General features: G+C 73.1%; 12 protein-coding genes. 6 read left to right on the top strand and 6 right to left on the bottom strand.

Annotated elements, in window-relative coordinates; genetic code table 11:
- The first annotated feature begins 10 nt into the window (after positions 1-10).
- The 4 genes from cydB to SJY07_RS23855 all read left to right on the top strand — a co-directional run bounded on the left by cydB (position 11) and on the right by SJY07_RS23855 (position 5,867).
- A complete protein-coding gene (gene cydB, locus SJY07_RS23870; RefSeq protein WP_380161803.1) occupies positions 11-1,036 on the top strand; it encodes a cytochrome d ubiquinol oxidase subunit II in 1,026 nt (341 codons plus the stop codon).
- Positions 1,033-4,362 (top strand): thiol reductant ABC exporter subunit CydD, encoded by a 3,330-nt coding sequence (gene cydD / locus SJY07_RS23865; RefSeq protein ID WP_380161802.1) that lies wholly within the window; start codon positions 1,033-1,035, stop codon positions 4,360-4,362. Before cydB ends, cydD begins: the two co-directional genes overlap by 4 nt.
- A gap of 89 nt (positions 4,363-4,451) precedes the next feature.
- Positions 4,452-5,171 carry a hypothetical protein gene (locus tag SJY07_RS23860; protein WP_380161801.1) on the top strand — a complete coding sequence of 240 codons (720 nt, stop codon included), beginning with the start codon at positions 4,452-4,454 and terminating at the stop codon, positions 5,169-5,171.
- 9 nt (positions 5,172-5,180) lie between these two features.
- Positions 5,181-5,867, top strand: a complete 687-nt coding sequence (locus SJY07_RS23855; RefSeq protein WP_380161800.1) for a M15 family metallopeptidase — start codon at positions 5,181-5,183, stop codon at positions 5,865-5,867.
- A 2-nt stretch (positions 5,868-5,869) separates the two neighbouring features.
- Here the strand turns inward: SJY07_RS23855 and SJY07_RS23850 are convergent, their stop codons facing one another.
- On the bottom strand, positions 5,870-6,439 hold the full coding sequence (locus SJY07_RS23850) for a Uma2 family endonuclease (protein ID WP_380161799.1): 570 nt from the start codon (positions 6,437-6,439) through the stop codon (positions 5,870-5,872).
- A 97-nt stretch (positions 6,440-6,536) separates the two neighbouring features.
- Positions 6,537-7,088 (bottom strand): hypothetical protein, encoded by a 552-nt coding sequence (locus SJY07_RS23845; protein WP_328291738.1) that lies wholly within the window; start codon positions 7,086-7,088, stop codon positions 6,537-6,539.
- Between the two features lie 189 nt (positions 7,089-7,277).
- Here SJY07_RS23845 and SJY07_RS23840 point away from each other — a divergent pair, with 189 nt between their 5' ends.
- Positions 7,278-9,389, top strand: a complete 2,112-nt coding sequence (locus tag SJY07_RS23840) for an EAL domain-containing protein (protein ID WP_380161798.1) — start codon at positions 7,278-7,280, stop codon at positions 9,387-9,389.
- Positions 9,390-9,426: 37 nt separating this feature from the next.
- Positions 9,427-10,656 carry a DUF6880 family protein gene (locus SJY07_RS23835; RefSeq protein ID WP_380161797.1) on the top strand — a complete coding sequence of 410 codons (1,230 nt, stop codon included), beginning with the start codon at positions 9,427-9,429 and terminating at the stop codon, positions 10,654-10,656.
- Positions 10,657-10,962: 306 nt separating this feature from the next.
- On the opposite strand, the gene SJY07_RS23830 is transcribed toward SJY07_RS23835, so the two are convergent.
- The 4 genes from SJY07_RS23830 to fliS form a co-directional block, all read right to left on the bottom strand.
- Positions 10,963-11,988: a glycosyltransferase gene (locus SJY07_RS23830; protein WP_380161796.1), complete on the bottom strand. Its 1,026-nt coding sequence runs from the start codon at positions 11,986-11,988 to the stop codon at positions 10,963-10,965.
- Between the two features lie 64 nt (positions 11,989-12,052).
- Complete coding sequence (locus SJY07_RS23825) at positions 12,053-17,242, bottom strand: beta strand repeat-containing protein (protein ID WP_380161795.1); 5,190 nt, start codon at positions 17,240-17,242, stop codon at positions 12,053-12,055.
- A gap of 130 nt (positions 17,243-17,372) precedes the next feature.
- The gene (locus SJY07_RS23820; RefSeq protein WP_380161794.1) at positions 17,373-17,756 is read right to left on the bottom strand and encodes a hypothetical protein; all 384 of its coding nucleotides are present in this window, start codon (positions 17,754-17,756) and stop codon (positions 17,373-17,375) included.
- Entirely contained in the window at positions 17,753-18,175 is a 423-nt protein-coding gene (gene fliS, locus SJY07_RS23815) for a flagellar export chaperone FliS (protein WP_380161793.1), read from the bottom strand. Before fliS ends, SJY07_RS23820 begins: the two co-directional genes overlap by 4 nt.
- Between the last annotated feature and the right edge of the window lie 69 nt (positions 18,176-18,244).

Genomic DNA, 18,244 nt, shown 5'->3' with positions numbered 1-18,244 from the left:
GGAGCGAGTGATGGACCTCCCCGTCATCTGGTTCGGCATCGCCGTCCTGGCCTGGGTGCTCTTCTTCGTCCTGGAGGGGTTCGACTTCGGCGTCGGGTTCCTCGGGCCGCTGCTGGGCCGCACCGACGCCGAACGCGGCGCCGCGATCCGGACCGTCGGCCCCGTCTGGGACGGCAACGAGGTGTGGCTGGTCGCCGCGATCGGCGTCACCTTCGCCGCCTTCCCCGACTGGTACGCCGCCCTCCTCTCCGGCCTCTACCTGCCGATGATCGCGATCCTGCTGCTGCTGGCCGTGCGTGGCGTTGCCATCGAGTTCCGCGGCAAGCACGACACCGCGAGCTGGCACCTGCGCTGCGACGCGTTCCTCGCCACCTCCTCGCTGCTGCTGGCCGCGACCTGGGGCGCGGTCCTCGGCGCGCTCGTCGTCGGCCTCGCCCTCGACCCCGGCGGGAACGTGCAGGGCGCCGGGCTGGGCCGCTCCCTGGCCCCCGTCCTCGGACCCTGGGCCGTGCTCGGCGGTTTCGCCGGCGTGCTGCTCACCACCGTGCACGGGGCGACGTTCCTGGCCCTGCGCACCACCGGCCCCGTGCGCGCCCGGGCCCGTCACCTCACCGTCGCCACCGCCCCCGCGCTGGCCGTCATCGCCCTGGCCCTGTTCATCGCCGCCGGGCACGCCGCCGTCGCCGGCGCGCTGGCCTTGCTGGCGGTCGCCGCGGTCGCCGCCTGGCGGCGCGCGGAGGTGCTGGCCTTCGCGGCGACGTCGCTCGCGGTCGCGGGTAGCGTCGTGGCGGTGTTCACCGCCCACCTCGGCTCCACCTGGGTGCTCCTGCCCAGCACGCTGTCGAGCGCGAACGACGTGACCCTGCGGGGTGCGGCGGCCTCCGAGGGGGCACTGCACCTCATCACCGTCGCCGGGGTGATCGTCCTGCCCGCGGTCATCGCCTACCAGGTCTGGTCCTACGTCGTGTTCCGCAAGCGGGTCCACACCGGGTTCGCGACGACGTCCCGCCCACGTCGGGTGCCCGTGACCCGGTGAGCCCGCGATCCAGAGGACCCGTCGACCCCCGATTGCTCCGCCACGCCCGCCCGGCCCGGGCCGGGATCGCCGCGATCGGCGTCGTCGAGGCCGTCTCCGCGGGACTGCTCCTCACCCAGGCCCTCGCCCTGACCGATCTCGTCGTGGCGCTGTGGCGGGGAGCCCCGGCCTCCGGCGCCCTCGGGGTGCTGGTCGCCGCGGTCGCCGGGCGGGTCGTGACCGGTTGGGCCGCAGCCCGTCTGGCCCAGTGGACGGCGAGCGCCGTCCGCAGCGACCTGCGTGAGCAGGTGCTGGCCCGCACGCTGGCGCTGGGCCCCGCGTGGGTCGAGCGGTTCGGGCGGGCCCGGCTCTCCGCGGTGCTGACCCAGGGCCTGCCCGCCCTCGACGCCTGGTTCACCCGCTACCTCCCGGCGCTGGTGCCGGGGGTGCTGCTGCCGCCGCTGGTGCTGGTGGTCCTGGCGTTCACCGACCTGGAGTCGGCGATCACCGTCGCCGTGACGCTGCCGCTGATCCCGGTCTTCGCGATCCTGCTGGGCCGCGCGGCCCAGTCCCGCGCGGACCGGCAGTGGTCGGCGCAGCGGATGCTGGCGGCGCACTTCCTCGACACCGTCCGCGGGCTGCCGACCCTGCGCGCGCACCGCCGCGCGCAGCGTCAGGTCGGCGCCGTCGCCGCCGTCACCGACGCCCACCGCCGGGCGACGATGTCGGTGCTGCGCATCGCGTTCCTCTCCTCCACCGCCCTCGACCTCGTCGGGACGCTGTCGGTCGGCCTCGTCGCCGTGACCGCCGGGATGCGCCTGGCCGGCGGGACCCTCGACCTGCACACCGCCCTGCTGGTGATCCTGCTGGCGCCTGAGGCCTACCGGCCGCTGCGCGAGGTGGGTGCCCGCTTCCACGACTCCGCCGACGCCGCCGCGGTCGTCGACGACGTCGACCAGGTGCTCACCGCTCCCTTGCCGGTTCTCGGGTCGGGCCCCGCCGCAGGCTCTGCCGAGGGGGGCCGGCTGCGCGGGATCACGGTGCGGCGCGCGGACTCCACCGCCGTCCTCGACGGGGTCGACCTCGACGCCGTCCCCGGTGAGCTGCACGCCCTCGCCGGTCCCTCGGGGGCGGGCAAGACGACCCTGGCCCGGGTCGCGGCCGGTGTCCTGGTCCCCGACGCGGGCTCCGTCGAGCACGGTCTGGACGGGGTCGCGCACCTCCCCCAGCGCCCGGCCTTCCCCTACGCGGGCACGGTCGGGGACGCCGTCCGCGCCGGTCGTGGCACCCCCGACGTGTCCGACGACGACGTCCGCCACGCCCTCGACCTCGCTGCCGCGCCGGAGCTGAGCCTCGACACCCCGCTCGGGGAGAACGCCGCGGGGCTCTCCGCGGGCCAGCGCCAGCGGGTCGCCCTGGCCCGCACCTTCCTCGCGGTCCGGTGCGGTGCACGGGTCCTCGTCCTCGACGAGCCGACCGCCCACCTGGACCCGGTGAGCGAAGCCGTGGTCGTGGACTCGCTGCGCTCCCTCGCCCACGACGAGGGCTGCACCGTCCTGGTCGTCGCCCACCGCCCCGCCCTCCTCGCTGCCGCGGACCGCACGACCACCCTCACCCGTCCCGTCCCCGCCGTCCCCGCGGAAACAACACTTTCCGCCCCCCGCACGGCCCCCTCGAGGGCGGAAAGTGTTGTTTCCGCCCGAGACCGGGGACCGCGCCGGGGGGCCGGGGCCCTGGCGGTCGTCGCGGGCGTGGCCGCCGTCCTGGCCGCGGCGACCCTGACCGCCGCCGCGACGTGGCTCATCGTCCGGGCGGCGGACCGTCCGCCCGTGCTGACGTTGTCGGTGGCGGCCGTCGTCGTGCGCGCCAGCGCCACCGCGCGGCCCCTGCTGGTCTACGTCGAGCGGCTGCTGAGCCACGACGCCGCCTTCGCCCGGTTGGCGCGCTGGCGCTCCGACGTGATCGCCGCGCTCGTCCCGCGCCTGCCGGGCCCGTTGTCCCGCAAGCGGTCCGGACGGTCCGGGGAACTGCTCGTGCAGCTCGTCGAGGACGTCGACGCCCGGGTCGACGGGCTGCTGCGCTTCCGTCACCCGGTCACCGTGACGCTCGTCGCGCTCGTCCTCGCCCTGCTCGCCGCGACGCTGGTGAACCCCTGGTTCGCGCTCGCCGCGCTGCCGGGTCTGGCGGTCCTGGTGCTCGCCGCCCCCGCCGTGGCGGGGTTCGCCGAACGCCGCGACCACGACCACCGCGCCGACGTCGGAGCCCTGGCGGCCGCGACGGTGGAGACGCTCGACGCGGTCGAGGACCTGCGCACCCTGGGCGCCGTCGACCCGCTGGACACCCTGCGCCGCAGGCAGTCCGCGCTGACCCGGGCCGAGACCCGGCAGTCCCGCACCGCGGCCGCGACGGCCGCGCTGGCCGCGCTGGGAACCGGCGCCGGTGTCGTCGCGCTCGCCGTCACGGCCTCGCTGCTGCCCCATGACGGGAACCCCGCGTGGATCGCCGCGGTCGTCCTCGCCGGGGTGACCGTCGCCGACGCGGCCCGCGGCCTGCCCGACGCCGCCCGCGCCCGGGAACGGGCCCGCGCGGCCCGACGCCGCAGCGAGGCCCTGCTGGCCACCCCCCTTGCCGCGGTCGAACCCGTTGCACCGCAGCCGCTCGGCGCACCCCAGCGGGTGGTCGTGCGGCTGCGCGGGGTCGTCGCCGGCTGGGAGAAGGACTGCCTGCGCGGCGTGGACCTCGACCTGATCGCGGGTGAGGTCGTCGCCGTCCGCGGCGCGTCGGGGTCGGGCAAGTCCACCCTGGCCGCGGTGCTGCAGCGCTTCCTCGACCCCCACGCCGGGAGCGCGACCCTGGACGGCGTCGAGCTGCGCGCGCTGGCCGGCGACGACGTCCGTTCCGTCGTCGGCCGCGTCGGCGACGACGAGCACGTCTTCGCGACGACGCTGCGCGAGAACCTGCTGCTCGCCGCCCCCGGGTCCGACGACGACGCGCTGCGCGCCGCCCTGCACCGCGTCCGCCTCGACGACTGGTTCACCGCCCTGCCCCGGGGACTGGACTCCCGCCTGGGCGACGGCGGGGAGCCGATGTCCGGCGGGGAACGGCGGCGGCTCGCGATGGCCCGCGCCCTGCTCGGCGACGTCCGGGTCCTGGTCCTCGACGAACCCTCCGAGGGCCTCGACGAGGAGACCGGTGCGCGACTGCTCGCGGACCTCCTCGACGCCCGGGGCGGGCAGGCCGTGCTGCTGCTGGCCCACCGCACCGAAGGCGTGGACCGGGCCGACCGGGTACTCGACCTGGTCGACGGGAAGCTGGTCGAGGCCCCGGTCCTCACCCGATCGGTCTAGTCACAACTGTCCACCGTTGGTTCATCCGTGGTTAACCTTGCCCCCCGCTCCGCACCGACTGGCGAAAGCCTGACCGGAGGGTCAACCACGTGCTCGAAGTCTCCGTACGCCCCCGCCAGCTGCTGATCACCCTGCTCGTCGTCATCACCCTGCTGAGCGCCGCGAGCTACGCGTTCCTCGTCGCCACCGCCGGGCTCGGCATCGACGCCGGACCGGTCGTCTCGGCCCGCAAGTTCGTCGACGTCAATGCCGAGACGAACCTCCCGTCCTGGTTCTCCGCGGTGCTGCTCACCGTCGTCGGGTTGGTGACCTTCGAGTTCGGCCGGCAGAAGTTCGTGGCGAAGACGCGCTGGGCCTGGCACTGGATGATCCTCGGCGTCGGGTTCTGCTACCTCTCCCTCGACGAACTCGTCGGCCTGCACGAACGTCTCGTCGAGCCGATGACCGCGGTCGTCGGCGACAGCGGGGTCTTCACGTACGCCTGGGTCGCGGCCGCGCTGCCCGTCGTCGTGGTCGTCGCGTTATTCTACGTCCGGTTCCTGCTGGCCCTGCCGCGCCGCGCTGCGGCGTTCGCCCTCCTCGGCGGCGTGCTCTACGTCGGCGGGTCCGTGGGCCTGGAGATGGTCGCGAACGTGTTGAGCGACAAGGGCTTCGACGAGGCCGGCCTGTTCCTCGGCACGCTGCAGGCGATCGAGGAGGCCTGCGAGATGGTCGGCCCGGCGATCTTCCTCGCCGTCGTCGTCTCGCTCCAGCAGCGCGAACGCGCCGTCGACGTGTCCGCACCACGAGTCAGCGTCACCAGCCGCTAACGTGTCGTGATGGGTCGCTCACTGCTGTGCCTGCTCGTCGTGCCGCTGCTCGCCGGGTGCGCGGCGGTGAGCACCACGACGCCATCGGCGTCGAGCGCCCTCGTGACCAGGGAGACTCGGGCGACGAACTCGCCGATGCTGCCGGCCTACACCTCCGTGGTCTCCCCCGTCGGCGACCTCTCCGCCTCGTGGCGGGCCGGGTGCCCGGTTGCCCCGGCGGACCTGCGCGTGGTGACGGTGACGGTGATCGGTTTCGACGGGAGACCCGGGACAGGACGCATCGTCGTGGCCGCCGACGTGGCCCAGGCGACCGCCGACGTCTTCGGCTCCCTCTACGCGATGCGTTACCCCGTCGCCCGGATGGAACCCGTCGAAGCGTTCGGCGGTTCCGACGACGCCTCGATGGCCGCCGACAACACCTCGGCCTTCAACTGCCGCGCCACGACCGGCGGGACGGGATTCTCCGAGCACTCCTACGGCACCGCGATCGACCTGAACCCGATCGAGAACCCCTACGTGAAGGGTTCCACCGTCCTGCCCGAGGCGGGCCGGGCCTTCGTCGGGCGGAAGCCCGCGCCCGGCGTGGTCGTCGCGGGGGACGCCGTCGTGCGCGCCTTCGCGGACCGGGGGTTCTCCTGGGGCGGGGACTGGAACTCCCTGAAGGACTACCAGCACTTCTCGATCTCGGGCGACTGAGGTCAGCTCAGCAGCTCGGCGACGTTCAGCCGGACCGTCGCGATCCCGAGATCCAGCTCCGGCGTCTCGGCCCGGCCGTGGACCGCGGTCGGCGCGAACACCCCGTCGAGCGACGCGTACGTCGTCAGGGTCTCGACGAGAGGGTCGAGGATCCAGTAGCGCGGGAGTCCCGCCGTGGCGTACTCGGCCATCTTCTTCAGCAGGTCGTCACTGCGGTTGGAGGAGAGGACCTCGATGACGAGCGCGGGGATTCCCGTGAAGCGGGCATCGGAGCCGAGCTCCTTCGTCTCCCGGTCGAAGACGATCACGTCGGGGATGAACTCGTCAGCGGTCGGCTTCCACCCCCACGCGGCCAGGACGTCGTGCGTGGGGGGCAGCACCGCCTCCAACGCGGCCTGGAGTCGGAAGGAGATCTTCTGGTGCTGACCGGTCGGGCTGGGACTCACGACGAGGTGGCCGTCGACGTACTCGGTACGCGGGTCCTCCGGGAGGGCTGCGTACTCCTCCCAGGTGAGGACCTGCCCCACGCTGAACCGCAGCTCGGCCACCTGCTCGGCCACCTGCTCGGTCATGCGGAACACCTCCTCCGGGTCTCGGCTCAACCTAGCCCCGGAGCGCGTCGGCGGGGCCGCGCACCACACCCGGCCCCGCCACGCACTCCCCCGAAGATCAGACCCGGTCGAAGACCCCGCGCTGACGCGGCACGTTCGCCGTCGTCGCCACCGGCTGGGACACCGTCAGCAGCGAGCTCGGCACCTCGGCCAGCTCACCGCAGAACGAGGCCCCCGCCAGGGCCTTGTGCAGCAGCCGGGCCGAGCGGTGCGTCCCCCGCACGACGTCGTCGACGCGCACCGACATCGCGGGGACGTCGGTCGCCGCGTGCAGCAGGGCGCGCAGAGCCTCGGGCGAGGACGTGACCCGCTCACCGGCGAGGACGCACAGCGCCCAGTCGGCGCCGACGTGCGCGAGCGCCGCCTGCTGGGCCTTCTCGCGGTCCTCGGCCCAGAATCCGGAGACGACCGTCACCGCAGGGTGCAGCGTCGCCTCGAAGGCCGCGCTCCCCGGGGCGATGTGGTCGGCGGTGTCGTAGACGACGACCTCGTCGGCGACGCTCACGAGACCCCGCAGGTCGTGCTCCAGCGCCGGCGCGAGGGTCGCCGTGTCGGTGGTGCCCTGCAGCACGAGGCACGCCGCGAGGGTGGTGCGAGAGGTGCTGGCCATGATCGTCTCCGTCGGTCGTCTGCGTCGTCCTGCCCGGGCGCCTGTCCTCACCCTCCTAGGAGCATCGGCAGGAACACCCCAAACGTTTCGCACGTCACAACCTGTTTACACAGCGTTGACATTCGAACGTTCCACTCCGCGAGGTGACCACGGCTCAAGTCCGGGACCGGACCTGCCGATCACCCCCGGGTGTCCGCCGTTCCCGCCGTCCCCGCCGTCGACTTCCTCGGCGTCGCGAACCGGACCCTCGCCGACCTCGCCCAGCGCGTCGGCCTCCCGAGCTGGTGGATCGGGCGCACCGAAGGCCCCGACCAGGTCATCCTCGCCGCGACCGACCCGCTCTTCGGCCTCACTCCCGGCGACGCCCTGTCCTGGGCCGACACCCACTGCCGCCGGGTCGTCGAGGACGGCGTCGACCCCGTCCTCGCCGGGTTGAAGAGCGTGCCCGCCTCGCTGGCCCCCCGCGCCGTCGGCCAGGACCTCGGCGCGGTCTCCCTCATCACCGTTCCGCTGACCGGGCCGGACGGCACGGTCCTCGCCACGCTCTGCGGGGTCGGTAGCGGCAACGGTGCCCACCTGCACGACCTCGTCCCCAGCGTCCGGTTGCAGGGGGACCTCCTGGGCGCGCTGCTGGCGGCGGAACTGGAGCTCACGGAACGCTCCCGCGCGGCCGAACGCAGCGCGCAGTCCGAGCACGCCGACGAGGTCACCGGCGTCGCGCCGCCCGAGACGTGGCAGACCGCCCTGATCGCCGAGGAAGCCCGGGCCGCCCGGCACGCGGCGCCGGTGTCCCTCGTGCTCATCGACCTGCCCGACCTCGTCGACGTCAACCGTCGCCTCGGTTTCGCCGCCGGGGACGGGCTGCTGCACCGCACAGCGGCCACCGTCGGCGCCCGGTTGCGCAGCGGTGACCTGCTCGCCCGCATCGCCGGGGACCGGTTCGGGGTCCTGCTGCCCGGGTCCGGACTGGAGGGGTCGCGCGCCTTCGTCGAGCGCATCCGCACGGCCCTGGCCGCCGACGGCGTCTCGGTGCGCATCGGTGCGGCGACGCGCGACCGCAGCCAGGGGCTGCTCGCGACGTGGGCGCGGGCCGAGGACGCCATCGCCGCGGACACCGCCTCCCGCGTCACTTCCACGCCGCCCCCGCCCGCGCGGGCGACGTCCGGCAGCGACAGCACCCTCGACGCCCTGCTCGACCTCGCCCGACGCCAGATCGGGGCCGAGTTCGCGTTCATCTCCACCCTGGAGGGGGACCGGCGCTACATCCGCAACGCGGTCTCCCCGTTCCCGACCTCGCTGACCCCGGGCACCGACGTCACGGAACGGCGATCGCTGTGCGACCAGGTCCTCTCCGACGACGCCGCGCTCGTGGCCACCGACACCTCCGAACCCGAGTTCGACGCCCACCGCGACCACCTGCTCCGCGAGGGTTCCTACGTCGGCATCCCGCTGCACCGCCGTGACGGGTCTCTATACGGGACGCTGTGCACCGTCTCCCGGGCCCCGGACCACAGCCTGCGGCCCCGTGACGCCGAGATCCTGCGGGCCGTCACCGGCGCGGTGATGGAACTCGTCGAGGAGGAGGACCGCTCCCGCCGGGCGCGACGCGGCAAGCTCGCCCGCCTCGACGACCTCGACGCCGCCGGCGGACCCGTCGTCGTGTACCAGCCCGTCGTCGACCTCGCCACGGGCGAAGCCGTCGGTGTGGAGGCCCTCAGCCGTTTCCCCCACGGGACCCCGACCCCCGACCGCTGGTTCGCCGACGCGACGGAGGTGGGCTGCGGGGAGGAACTCGAACTCAGCGCCCTCGACAACGCCCTGCACGGGCTCCCGGTGCTGCCCGGGTTCCTGGCGCTCAACCTCTCCCCCGCGACCATCACCACCCCCGGCCTGCTGCGCCGCCTCGAGCGGCTGCCGCTGGACCGGATCGTCCTGGAGATCACCGAGCACTCCGCCGTCGCCGACTACGCGTCCCTGCTGTCGACCCTGGAACCGCTGCGCCGCCGAGGGTTGCGCGTCGCCGTCGACGACACCGGCGCCGGCTACGCCTCGCTCTCCCACGTCCTCGCGATCCTGCCGGACTTCATCAAGCTCGACATCTCCCTCGTCCGCGACATCGACACCGACACCTCACGCCGAGCGCTCGCCGCGGGGCTGGTGACGTTCGCGAGCGCGACGGACGCGCTGATCATCGCCGAGGGGATCGAGACGGGCGAGGAGCTCGCGGTGCTGCGGGAACTCGGCGTGCAGTTGGGGCAGGGGTACCACCTGGCCCGGCCGGCACCGTTGGTCCTGGGCTGACGCACGGCGGGACCCGCCGCCACGAGACGATGGGGTGGTGTCCGACCTCGCCGACGCCGTCCTCCCCCTGCTCCGCACCCGGGCCGACCTGCACCGGTGGAGCAGCGCCAACGCCCACGGCCGGCAGATGCACGACGCCGTCGACCGGCTAGAGGCCGCCGTGCCGGACGCCGATCCCCACGACGCGTGGACGGTGACGCACAAGGCCCTGGCCAGTGCCGTCACGATCATCGCCCGCGCCGACGACTCCAGCGGCATCATCGGCGACGCGTGCCGGCGGCTGCTGGACCTGCACCCACGGGTCGCGCAGGCCGCGTCGGTACCGGTGTCCACCCTCGTCCCGTGGTTGATCCGGTTCCAGTTCGAGGGCGAGGTCGACTACTTCGAGCTCGATCCGGTCGCGTACGCGCCCGCCCTGGGCGAGCTGGGGACGGCGAGGTACCGCGCGGCGCTCGCGGAGATCCGCGCGACGGTGGGCCCACCACCCGACGTGGCCTCCTGGCCCGACCCGCACCGGCGAATCCGATGGGTGCTGGAGTGGAACGACCGGCGCCTCGCCGTCCTCGACCGTGACGTCGAGGGGATCGTCCGCACCCACGCCCGCGACCAGCGGGTGGCGGCGTGGTTGCAGGACACCGCCGAGGCGATGGAGGAGATCGGCCGGATCGACCTCGCCCTGGACTGGGCCCGCCGCGCCGTCGACCACGATCATGGACACCAGTCGCTGACGGCGTCGCGCTACTGGCTCGGCCTGATCACCCGGCACCGGCCCGAGGAGACCCTGGAGGCGGTCCGCTACGTGTTCCACCGCTGGCCCACGGCGAGCACCGCGGCCGCCCTGCGGGAGGCCGCCGGTGCGACCTGGTCCCGCTACGAGGCCGAGACGTTCGCCGCGCTGGCGACGAGCGCCGCGGAGTCGGTGAGTTTCTGCCTGAACTCCTTGGCGGACCCGGTGCGGGCGTGGAAGCTGGCCGAAGAACTCGGTCTGACCGACAGTTCCGGCTGGTCCGCTCTCGCCGCCGCCTACGAGACGGTGGATCCCCTCGCCGTCCTCCCCGTGCACCGTCGTCTCGTCACGGAGGTCCTGACGGAGACCGACGCCCGGCAGTACCGCGAGGCCGCCCGCCGACTGGCCCGCATGCGCCGGCTCGCCGCCGGTACCGTCGAAGCCGCCGCGGTGGAGGAGTTCGTCGCCGAACTCCGCGTCACCCACCGCCGCCGACCGCGGCTGCAGCAGGAGTTCGACCGCGTCGGGCTGCCGCGGTGACATCGGACACGGACCGGAACGGGTTCGGCAGCCCAGGACACCTGGATGTGGACACGGCGCCGTCGACGGCATGGACGCCTCCTCGCCGATGGTTCCGCGCCTGACGAAGACGGCCACCGCAGGCAGGGCCAGGACGGTGCCCAACTCGTGGCGACCCCCGTCATCCGATCGCCGGCTGCGCCGCCGCTCCCCCACGTCCTCGCGGTTCCACCGGTCTTCACGGAGATCGACATCTCCCGCGTCCGCGACATCGGACTCGGGGTGCAGTCGAGGTAGGGGTACCACCTCGCCCGCCCCGCCGCACTGTCAGCGAGCCGCTAGCAGTTCCCGGCAAAGCCCGCGCAAGCGGTCCAGCGGTGCCGGGTCGAAACGCCGGCCGGAGGGGTCGACGATGCTGTCGACCCCCTCCACCTGCGCCAGCGCGCCCGCCGGGTCGCCGGTCTGCGCGAGACCCTGGGCGCGGAGCCACCGGCAGTAGTCACGGGAAACCCCTGCCTGCTGCAGCTGATCGGCGAGCACCAGCGCGAGCCGCGACTCTCCCGCACCCAACAGGACCCGGGCGAGGTAGTCGGTCGCCTCGTTCCAGGTGGGACCGCTGTCGACGAGTTCCCGCACCGCCTCGAACGCGTCGACGGCGCGCTGCGGATGCTCCGCGCCGATCGCGGACCGGCCCACGTTCAGTGCCGCGACGGCAACCTCGTGCGGGGTCGCCGACGCGTCGCGGAGAACCTCGTCGAGTGCCCGGTCAGCCAGGCGGAGGTTGCGCTCGCCCTTCCGGCGCTGGGCGGCCTCGTCGGCGTAGCCGTGGTGCTCGATGCTCAGCAACTCGCCCGGAACCAGCTGCGCCGGTGCGTCACCGCTCGGACGCCCCCCGTGCCCGACCGTCTCGTGCAGCCGTCCCCGCCAGGTGGCGCCGGCCCGGCGGAACAACCTCACGGGCGTGTGCTCGTGACCCTCCGAACCTTCTCGGCCCAGGTTGTGGATCCGCACGCGCACCGTGTCGACGTGCACGCCGTCCAGCCACTTCCGCAGACCGTCCGCATCACCGGCGACGACCTCGTCCGCGTCGACGCTGAGAACCCACTCACCGCGGGCGAGTTCGAGCGCGACGTTGCGTGCGGCGGCGAAGTCGTCGTTCCACGACCCCTCGACGACGACCGCACCGGTCCCCCGGAGGACCTGGACGGTGTCGTCGATCGAACCGGTGTCGTGGACGACCACCTCGTCGACCAGGGGACTCAGGCTGTCCAGGCACGCCGCCACCCGCGGGCCCTCGTCCCGGACGATGAGGCAGGCGGTGAGGCGGGGCGCGGGAACCCGGTCGAGGACCACTCCTGCACGGTACCTGGACGCAGACCGGCCGTCCCCGCGGGAGGCGAGGACGGCCGGGGGCGGATCAGACGGCGGAGCTGACCGCGTTGGTGCTGATCGTCTTGCGGTAGATGTCCGACGCCTTGTTGGTGTCCGAGGCGATCAGCGCCTGCATCGTCGTCACCAGGACGGCGTCGCCCGAGAGGACCGTGATCGAACCGTACTCGGCCACGGTGACGCTGCCCGTCATCCTCGTCGCCGAGGGCGTCCCCGCCGCCGTCGTCGTCACCATCGCGACGGTTCCGGCGTCGAGGTCGCGGCGGTACCAGTCGGTGTGGCCGTCGTTGTCGGAACCGTAGGACGCCGTGGTCTCGAAGAACGCGTAGCGCCCGGTCGGGTCCAGGGCCACCTGGTGTTCCCAGTCCACCTTCTGGTCCGGGAGCCCGGCGCGGACGATCTTCCCACCGGCGGCCATGTCCCGGCGGTAGACCAGGAACTCCGCTGCACCCGAGGTGAGTGCGCTGCTGTCGGAGGCGAACGCGACGTAACGGCCGTCGTCGCTGAGGGAGAGTTCACGCGCGTCGTAGGCGACCGAGTAGTTCGTGCCGGAGCCACCCCACGACCCGGAACCCGCGACGGAGTCCAAGGCGCCGGTCTGCAGGTCCTTGCGCCAGGCCGAGAGGAGGTTGGCCTGCTTGGCCACGAAGGTCACGTACCGGCCGTCCGGCGTGACCGCGAGCGCCGGTCCCTGCACGCCGTAGGTCAACTGGCCGCCCGTCGCCGTGACGGAGACGCGGGTCACCGCACCCGTCGTGACGTCGGTCGCGAAGAGGTCCGTCGCCTTGTTGGTGTCACCGCTGATCAGGTCGGTGCGGTCGGAGAAGTAGAACACCTTCGTGCCGTCACCGCTGATGGCGACGGAAGGGCTGGAGGCGTAGATGCGGGCCGCCTTCTGCAGCGTCGTGCCCGCGGTCGCCGTGCTCGAGGAGCCCCCGGACACCGCGCTCGCGAGGATCCAGGTGCCCGTGTTCAGGTCGACCCGGTAGACGTCCGGCAGGGTGTTCACGTCCTGCGGCGAGCGGCGCAGCGAGGTGACCAGGGCCGCGTAGCGTCCGTCGCCGCTCACCGCGACCTGGCTCTGCCCGAGGTCGGAGGACGCCGCCTCCGCGGAGGGGTCGAGGCGCCGGCTGATCCCCGTGGTGTTGTTCCGGACGTAGAGCTCGTAGCTGGCGTTGGTGTCGCTCGCCTCGAGCTGCGCCGTGGTGCCGAAGAGGGTGACCGAACCGTCGCGGGACACGACCGTCCCGGAGGCGGCACCCGCCCCGGCCACCGGGGTGCCGGTGGCGGCAGCGGCCGGCGTCACGGAGACGGCGACCGCGGTGGCGCCGCGGGTCCCGTCCCCGGCCACCGCCCGAACCGTGATCCGGTAGGTCCGACCGTTGGTCAGTCCGGTCAACGTCGCCGCCGGTCCCGTCACCGACACCGTGGTGCCGGCGTCCGTGGTGACCTCGTAGCCGGTGGCACCGTTGACGGGGTTCCAGCTGACGGCGGCGGAGGAGTCACCTGCTGCCGCGGTGACCCCGGTGGGAGCCGGGAGGGCCGCCGCCCGTGGGGTCGCGGTCGCGGGAGCACTCACCGGGGACCGGTTCCCCGCAGTGTCCACGGAGTAGACGGTGAACGCGTAGGACGTGCCGTTGGTGAGCCCCGGGAACGTCGCGGAGGTCGTCCCCTTGGCGACGTCGGAGCAGGTCCCCGACGACGAGCAGGCCTGGTAGTGGTCCACCCGGGGGTCGGTCACGGCGGTCCACGTGACGGTCGCGGCACCGTCGGACCCGGTGGCCGAGACACCCGCGGGCGTCGGCAGCGCGGCCGCGACCGGGGTCGCCGAACCGGCCGACGCGGAGGTCGAGCGGTTCCCCGCTCCGTCCACGGCGACCACGGTGAAGGTGTACGTCGTCCCGTTGGTCAACCCGGTGACGACGACCGAGGTGGCGGTCGAAGCGGCCGAGGCGCGGGTGATGCCGTTCTGGTCGACGACGTCGTAGTGGTCGACGTCGGTGGACGTGGAGGCCGTCCAGGTCACGGTGACCCGCCCGTCACCCGCGCTCGAACCGGCGCTCGCCGGTGTCGTGGGCGCCGTGGTGTCGATCGGGGTGACGGTGACGGCGGAACTCGCCGGGGAGACGTTCCCGACGCGGTCCACGGCGACGACGGTGTAGCTGGAGGGCGTTCCGTTGGTGAGCCCGGTCAGGGTGACCGAGGACCCGGTCGCGGGCACCGTGGCGACGGTGGTCCCGGCGGAGTTGCGCACGGTGTAGTGGTCGACGTCGCTCTCGGGGCTCTTCGTCCACGACAGGGTCGCGGTCGTGTCGCCGGCCGCGGCGGCGAGGTTGGCGGGCGCCGACGGCGCGGTCGTGTCCACGGGGGTCAGCGAGACCTGGTTGCTGGCGGCGGAGACATTGCCGGAGGTGTCGACGGCGACGACGGTGAAGGTGTACGCGGTCCCGTCGGTGAGACCCGTGACGACGGCGGAGGTGCCCGTCGTGGTGGCGACCGTGGCGCCGGACGCGTCGCGGACCAGGTAGCGCGCCGTGTCGGCCTGCGGGCTGCGCGTCCACGACAAGGAGACCTGGGTGTCCCCCGCCGCACCGGTGAGGTTCGTCGGGGCCGAGGGCGGGGTGGTGTCCTTCGGGGTGACGGTGGCCGCGGCGCTGGAGGCGGACACGTTGCCGGCGGCGTCCACGGCGACGACCGAGAGGGTCACAGCGGTGTCGTTGGCGAGACCGGTGATCGTGGTGGCCGTCGTTCCGGCGGCCACGGTGGCCAGGACGGTCCCCGCACCGTTGCGGACGAGGTAGTGGTGGACGTCGGGCTCGGGGCTCGCGGTCCAGCGGACGGCCGCCGTGGTGTCGCCCGCGGTGGCGGAGAAGCCGGCGGGCGCCGACGGCGCAGTGGTGTCCTTGGGGGTCACCGACACCTGGTTGCTCGCCGTCGAGGTGTTCCCCGCGGTGTCGACGGCGGCGACGGTGAACTTCGCGACCGTGTCGTTGACCAGACCGGTGATCGTCACGGTCGTCGTCCCGGCGGGGACGCTGGCCACCGCCGTGCCGGCGGCGTTGCGCACGAGGTAGTGGTCCGTGTCGGAGTCCGGGCTGGCCGTCCACGAGAGGACCGCCCTGGTGTCGCCCGCGACGGCGGTGAGTGCGGTCGGGGCCGAAGGCGGGGTGGTGTCGCGCGGAGTGACCGACACGGGCGCGGTCGCGGCGGAGACGTTGCCGGAACGGTCGACGGCGACGACGGTGTAGCTCGCGGTCGTGTTGTTCACGAGCCCGCTGACGGTCACGGTGGTCGTTCCGGCCGGAACCGTCGCGATCGTCGTGCCGGCCGCGTTGCGGACGTCGTAGTGGTCGGTGTCGGTCTCGGGGCTCCCCGACCAGACCAGCGTCGCCTTGGTGTCGCCGGCGAACCCGGCGAGGTTCATCGGGGTCGAGGGCGGCGTCGTGTCGCGCGGGGTGAGGGAGACGGCGCTGCTCGCGGCGGAGACGTTGCCCAACGCGTCGACCGCGGCGACCGTGAAGGTCACGGCCACGTCGTTGGTCAGGCCGGTGATCGTCGCGGTGGTGGTGCCGACGGGGATGGTGGCCACCGTGGTGCCGGCGCCGTTGCGCACGACGTAGTGGTGGGTGTCGGCCTCGGGGCTGCCCGTCCACGTCAGGGTGACCTTCGTGTCGCCGGCGGTGCCGGTGACGTTGGTCGGGACCGAGGGCGGTGTCGTGTCCCGGGGAGTGACGGTCGAGGAGTTGCTGGCCGCGGAGACGTTGCCCGCGGCGTCGACGGCCACGACGGTGTAGGTGTAGCTCGTGCCGTTCGTCAGTCCGCTGATGCTCGCCGTGGTCGCCGTCCTGGCGACGGTGGCGACGGTCTGTCCGGTCGCGCCGCGGACGACGTAGCGGACGACGTCCACCTCGGGGCTGGCGCGCCAGCTGAAGGAGGCGGAGCCGTCACCCGCGGTCGCCACGAAGGCTGTCGGCGCCGACGGTGCGGTCAGGTCGACGGGCGTTCCCGAGACCTGGGCGCTCAACGCGGACTCGTTGGGGATCGCGTCGACCGCGGAGACCTGGACCCGGTAGGAGGTCCCGTTGGTGAGCCCGGTGATGCGGGCGCTGGTGGTGCCCGCCGCCACCGTGCTCTTGTAGACGCCGTCGACGTAGAGCTTGTAGCCCGCGGTGTCGGTCGCGGCCGACGCGTTCCAGGTCGCGTCCAGCGCGGAGTCCGCGGCCTGCACCGCGAGCCCGGTCGGGACGTCGGGGGCGACGTTGTCGACGGGTTTCGCGGTGACGGAGGTTCCGGCGGACGGGTTCCCGACCCTGTCGACGGCGGACACGCTGTAGGTGTAGTTCACCCCGTTCGTGAGACCGGTCGCGGTGTAGGAGGTCCCGGTCACGTCGACCTTGGTCCCGACCGGGCCCTCGACGACGTAGTGGTCGAAGTCCGTCTCGGTGTTCGCGGTCCAGTTCAGTCGCAACCGCTTGTCCGTGGGGGTCGCCGTGACCCCCTGCGGTGCAGCGGGAGGAGTGAGGTCAACCGGCTTCGCGCTCGCCGCGGTCGAGGACTCCGACCGGACGAAGGGAGGGCTCGTGGTGTTGACCGCGACGATCTGGTACGAGTAGGTGGTGTAGTTCACGACCGCGGTGTCCACGTAGGACTGCGTGCCGGCCGCGGCCATCGACGCCAGGAAGGCACCGTCGCGGTAGACGTCGACGCGCTTGCGGGAGTTGTCGGAGGGCAACGTCCACCCGAGGGTGACCTTGGTGTCCCCCGCGGTCGCGACGAGCGCGGTCGGCTGCACGGGGATCGTCCCGGTCGGCGTCGCGGTGACGGTGCTGCTGGCGTTCGACTCGCTGCCGTCGCCGTAGACGGCGGACACCGTCACGCTGTAGCTGGTGCCGTTGGTCACACCGGTGATGGTCGCGTAGTTGGCAGGAGCGGTGACGACGACGTTCCTGCTGGCCCCGAGGATCGCCCCGACCGCCCCGAGCGGGACGTAGGTGACGCGGTAGGAGACGACGCCGTCGGTGTTCGCGGTCCAGTACGGGAAGAGCTTGGTGTTCCCGACGTCGACCTTCACGCCGGAGGGCACGACGGTCGTGGTGGCCGCCTCGGCGCGGTTGCTTCCGCTCAGGCCCAGTTCGTAGCCGAGCTGGGGGGACCAGACCCCGATGATGGAGGCGGCGGCGACAGCGGCGGCTGCCCGGGTCAGTCGGTTGTTCATCATCTTCGTGGCCCTTCGACGAGGACCACGAAGGCCCAGGGAACATCTAGTACGTCCTCTAGATGTCGCCCTGGGCCCGGTGTGACTTGACCGGTTTCACCCGACCGCCTTCTACGTCGTCGCTCTCCGTGTTCTAGAGAGCCGCGTCGACGAACACCGGTCGCCGCTCGGGTTCGTCGAACTTCCCCAGCACACGACGCTGGGAACGGACGTACACCATCGCCTCGGCCAGTCGTTCCGTCACGTCGAGCTGACGTTGCAGCAGCGCCCGCGCACGGTCGGCGAACTCGCTGGGCACCTGCCCCAGCAGAGCCGGAGCCACCCAGTCCTTCGTCACCGGGAGTTCCGGGAGCTCGTCGACAGCGTGGTGCATGTCGAAGATCAGTCGCTCGGCGTCCTGGACGTCGAGTTCCACCGCCTTCAAGGCGGAGTCCCAGGCGAGTCGCCAGTGGTGCGCCGCCTCCTGCCCACCCGCGCCCTGCGCGTCCTCGACGACGGAAGGGCTGGTGGTGCTCACGCGACCCCGGGCTGAGTGCCGGTCCCGCTGCTGAGGTGTTCCAGCGCAGCCGTGCGCCAGGCCTCCGCCAGCGGTTCGACGGTGACCGTCCGGCAGGCCGCCGTCTTGTCGGCGTCCCCGGAGATGTTGGCCACGGCCAGTTCCTGGATGAGCCAGGTGTAGAGGGCGAGGAGCCCCGGGCCGCCGTCCCACGCCTCGACATCGAGGCTGGTCTGGAGTTCGGCCACGATGGCCTGGGCGTGCACGAGGTTGGTGTGGGCGGTCTGGCGGTCACCGGCGCGCTGGGCGTCCTCCGCCCGCTGCAGGTCGAGCACGAGCCGGTCGTACAACATCACGAGGAGCGCCGCGGGACTGGCGGTGCTCAAGCTGTCGCCGAGGTAGCGGCTGGCACTCCGGGCACTGAACGTCGTTGCGGTCATGCGGTGGTCCTCCATGAGGTAGCCGGTATCGCCTGCTCCATCGGCACTCACCACGCGAACTGGAGCAGA

The organism is Kineococcus sp. R86509 (assembly GCF_042466365.1).
Lineage (GTDB): Bacteria > Actinomycetota > Actinomycetes > Actinomycetales > Kineococcaceae > Kineococcus.
The sequence above is the reverse complement of the archived record's forward strand: the minus strand, read 5'-3'. Positions and strand labels throughout refer to the sequence as shown.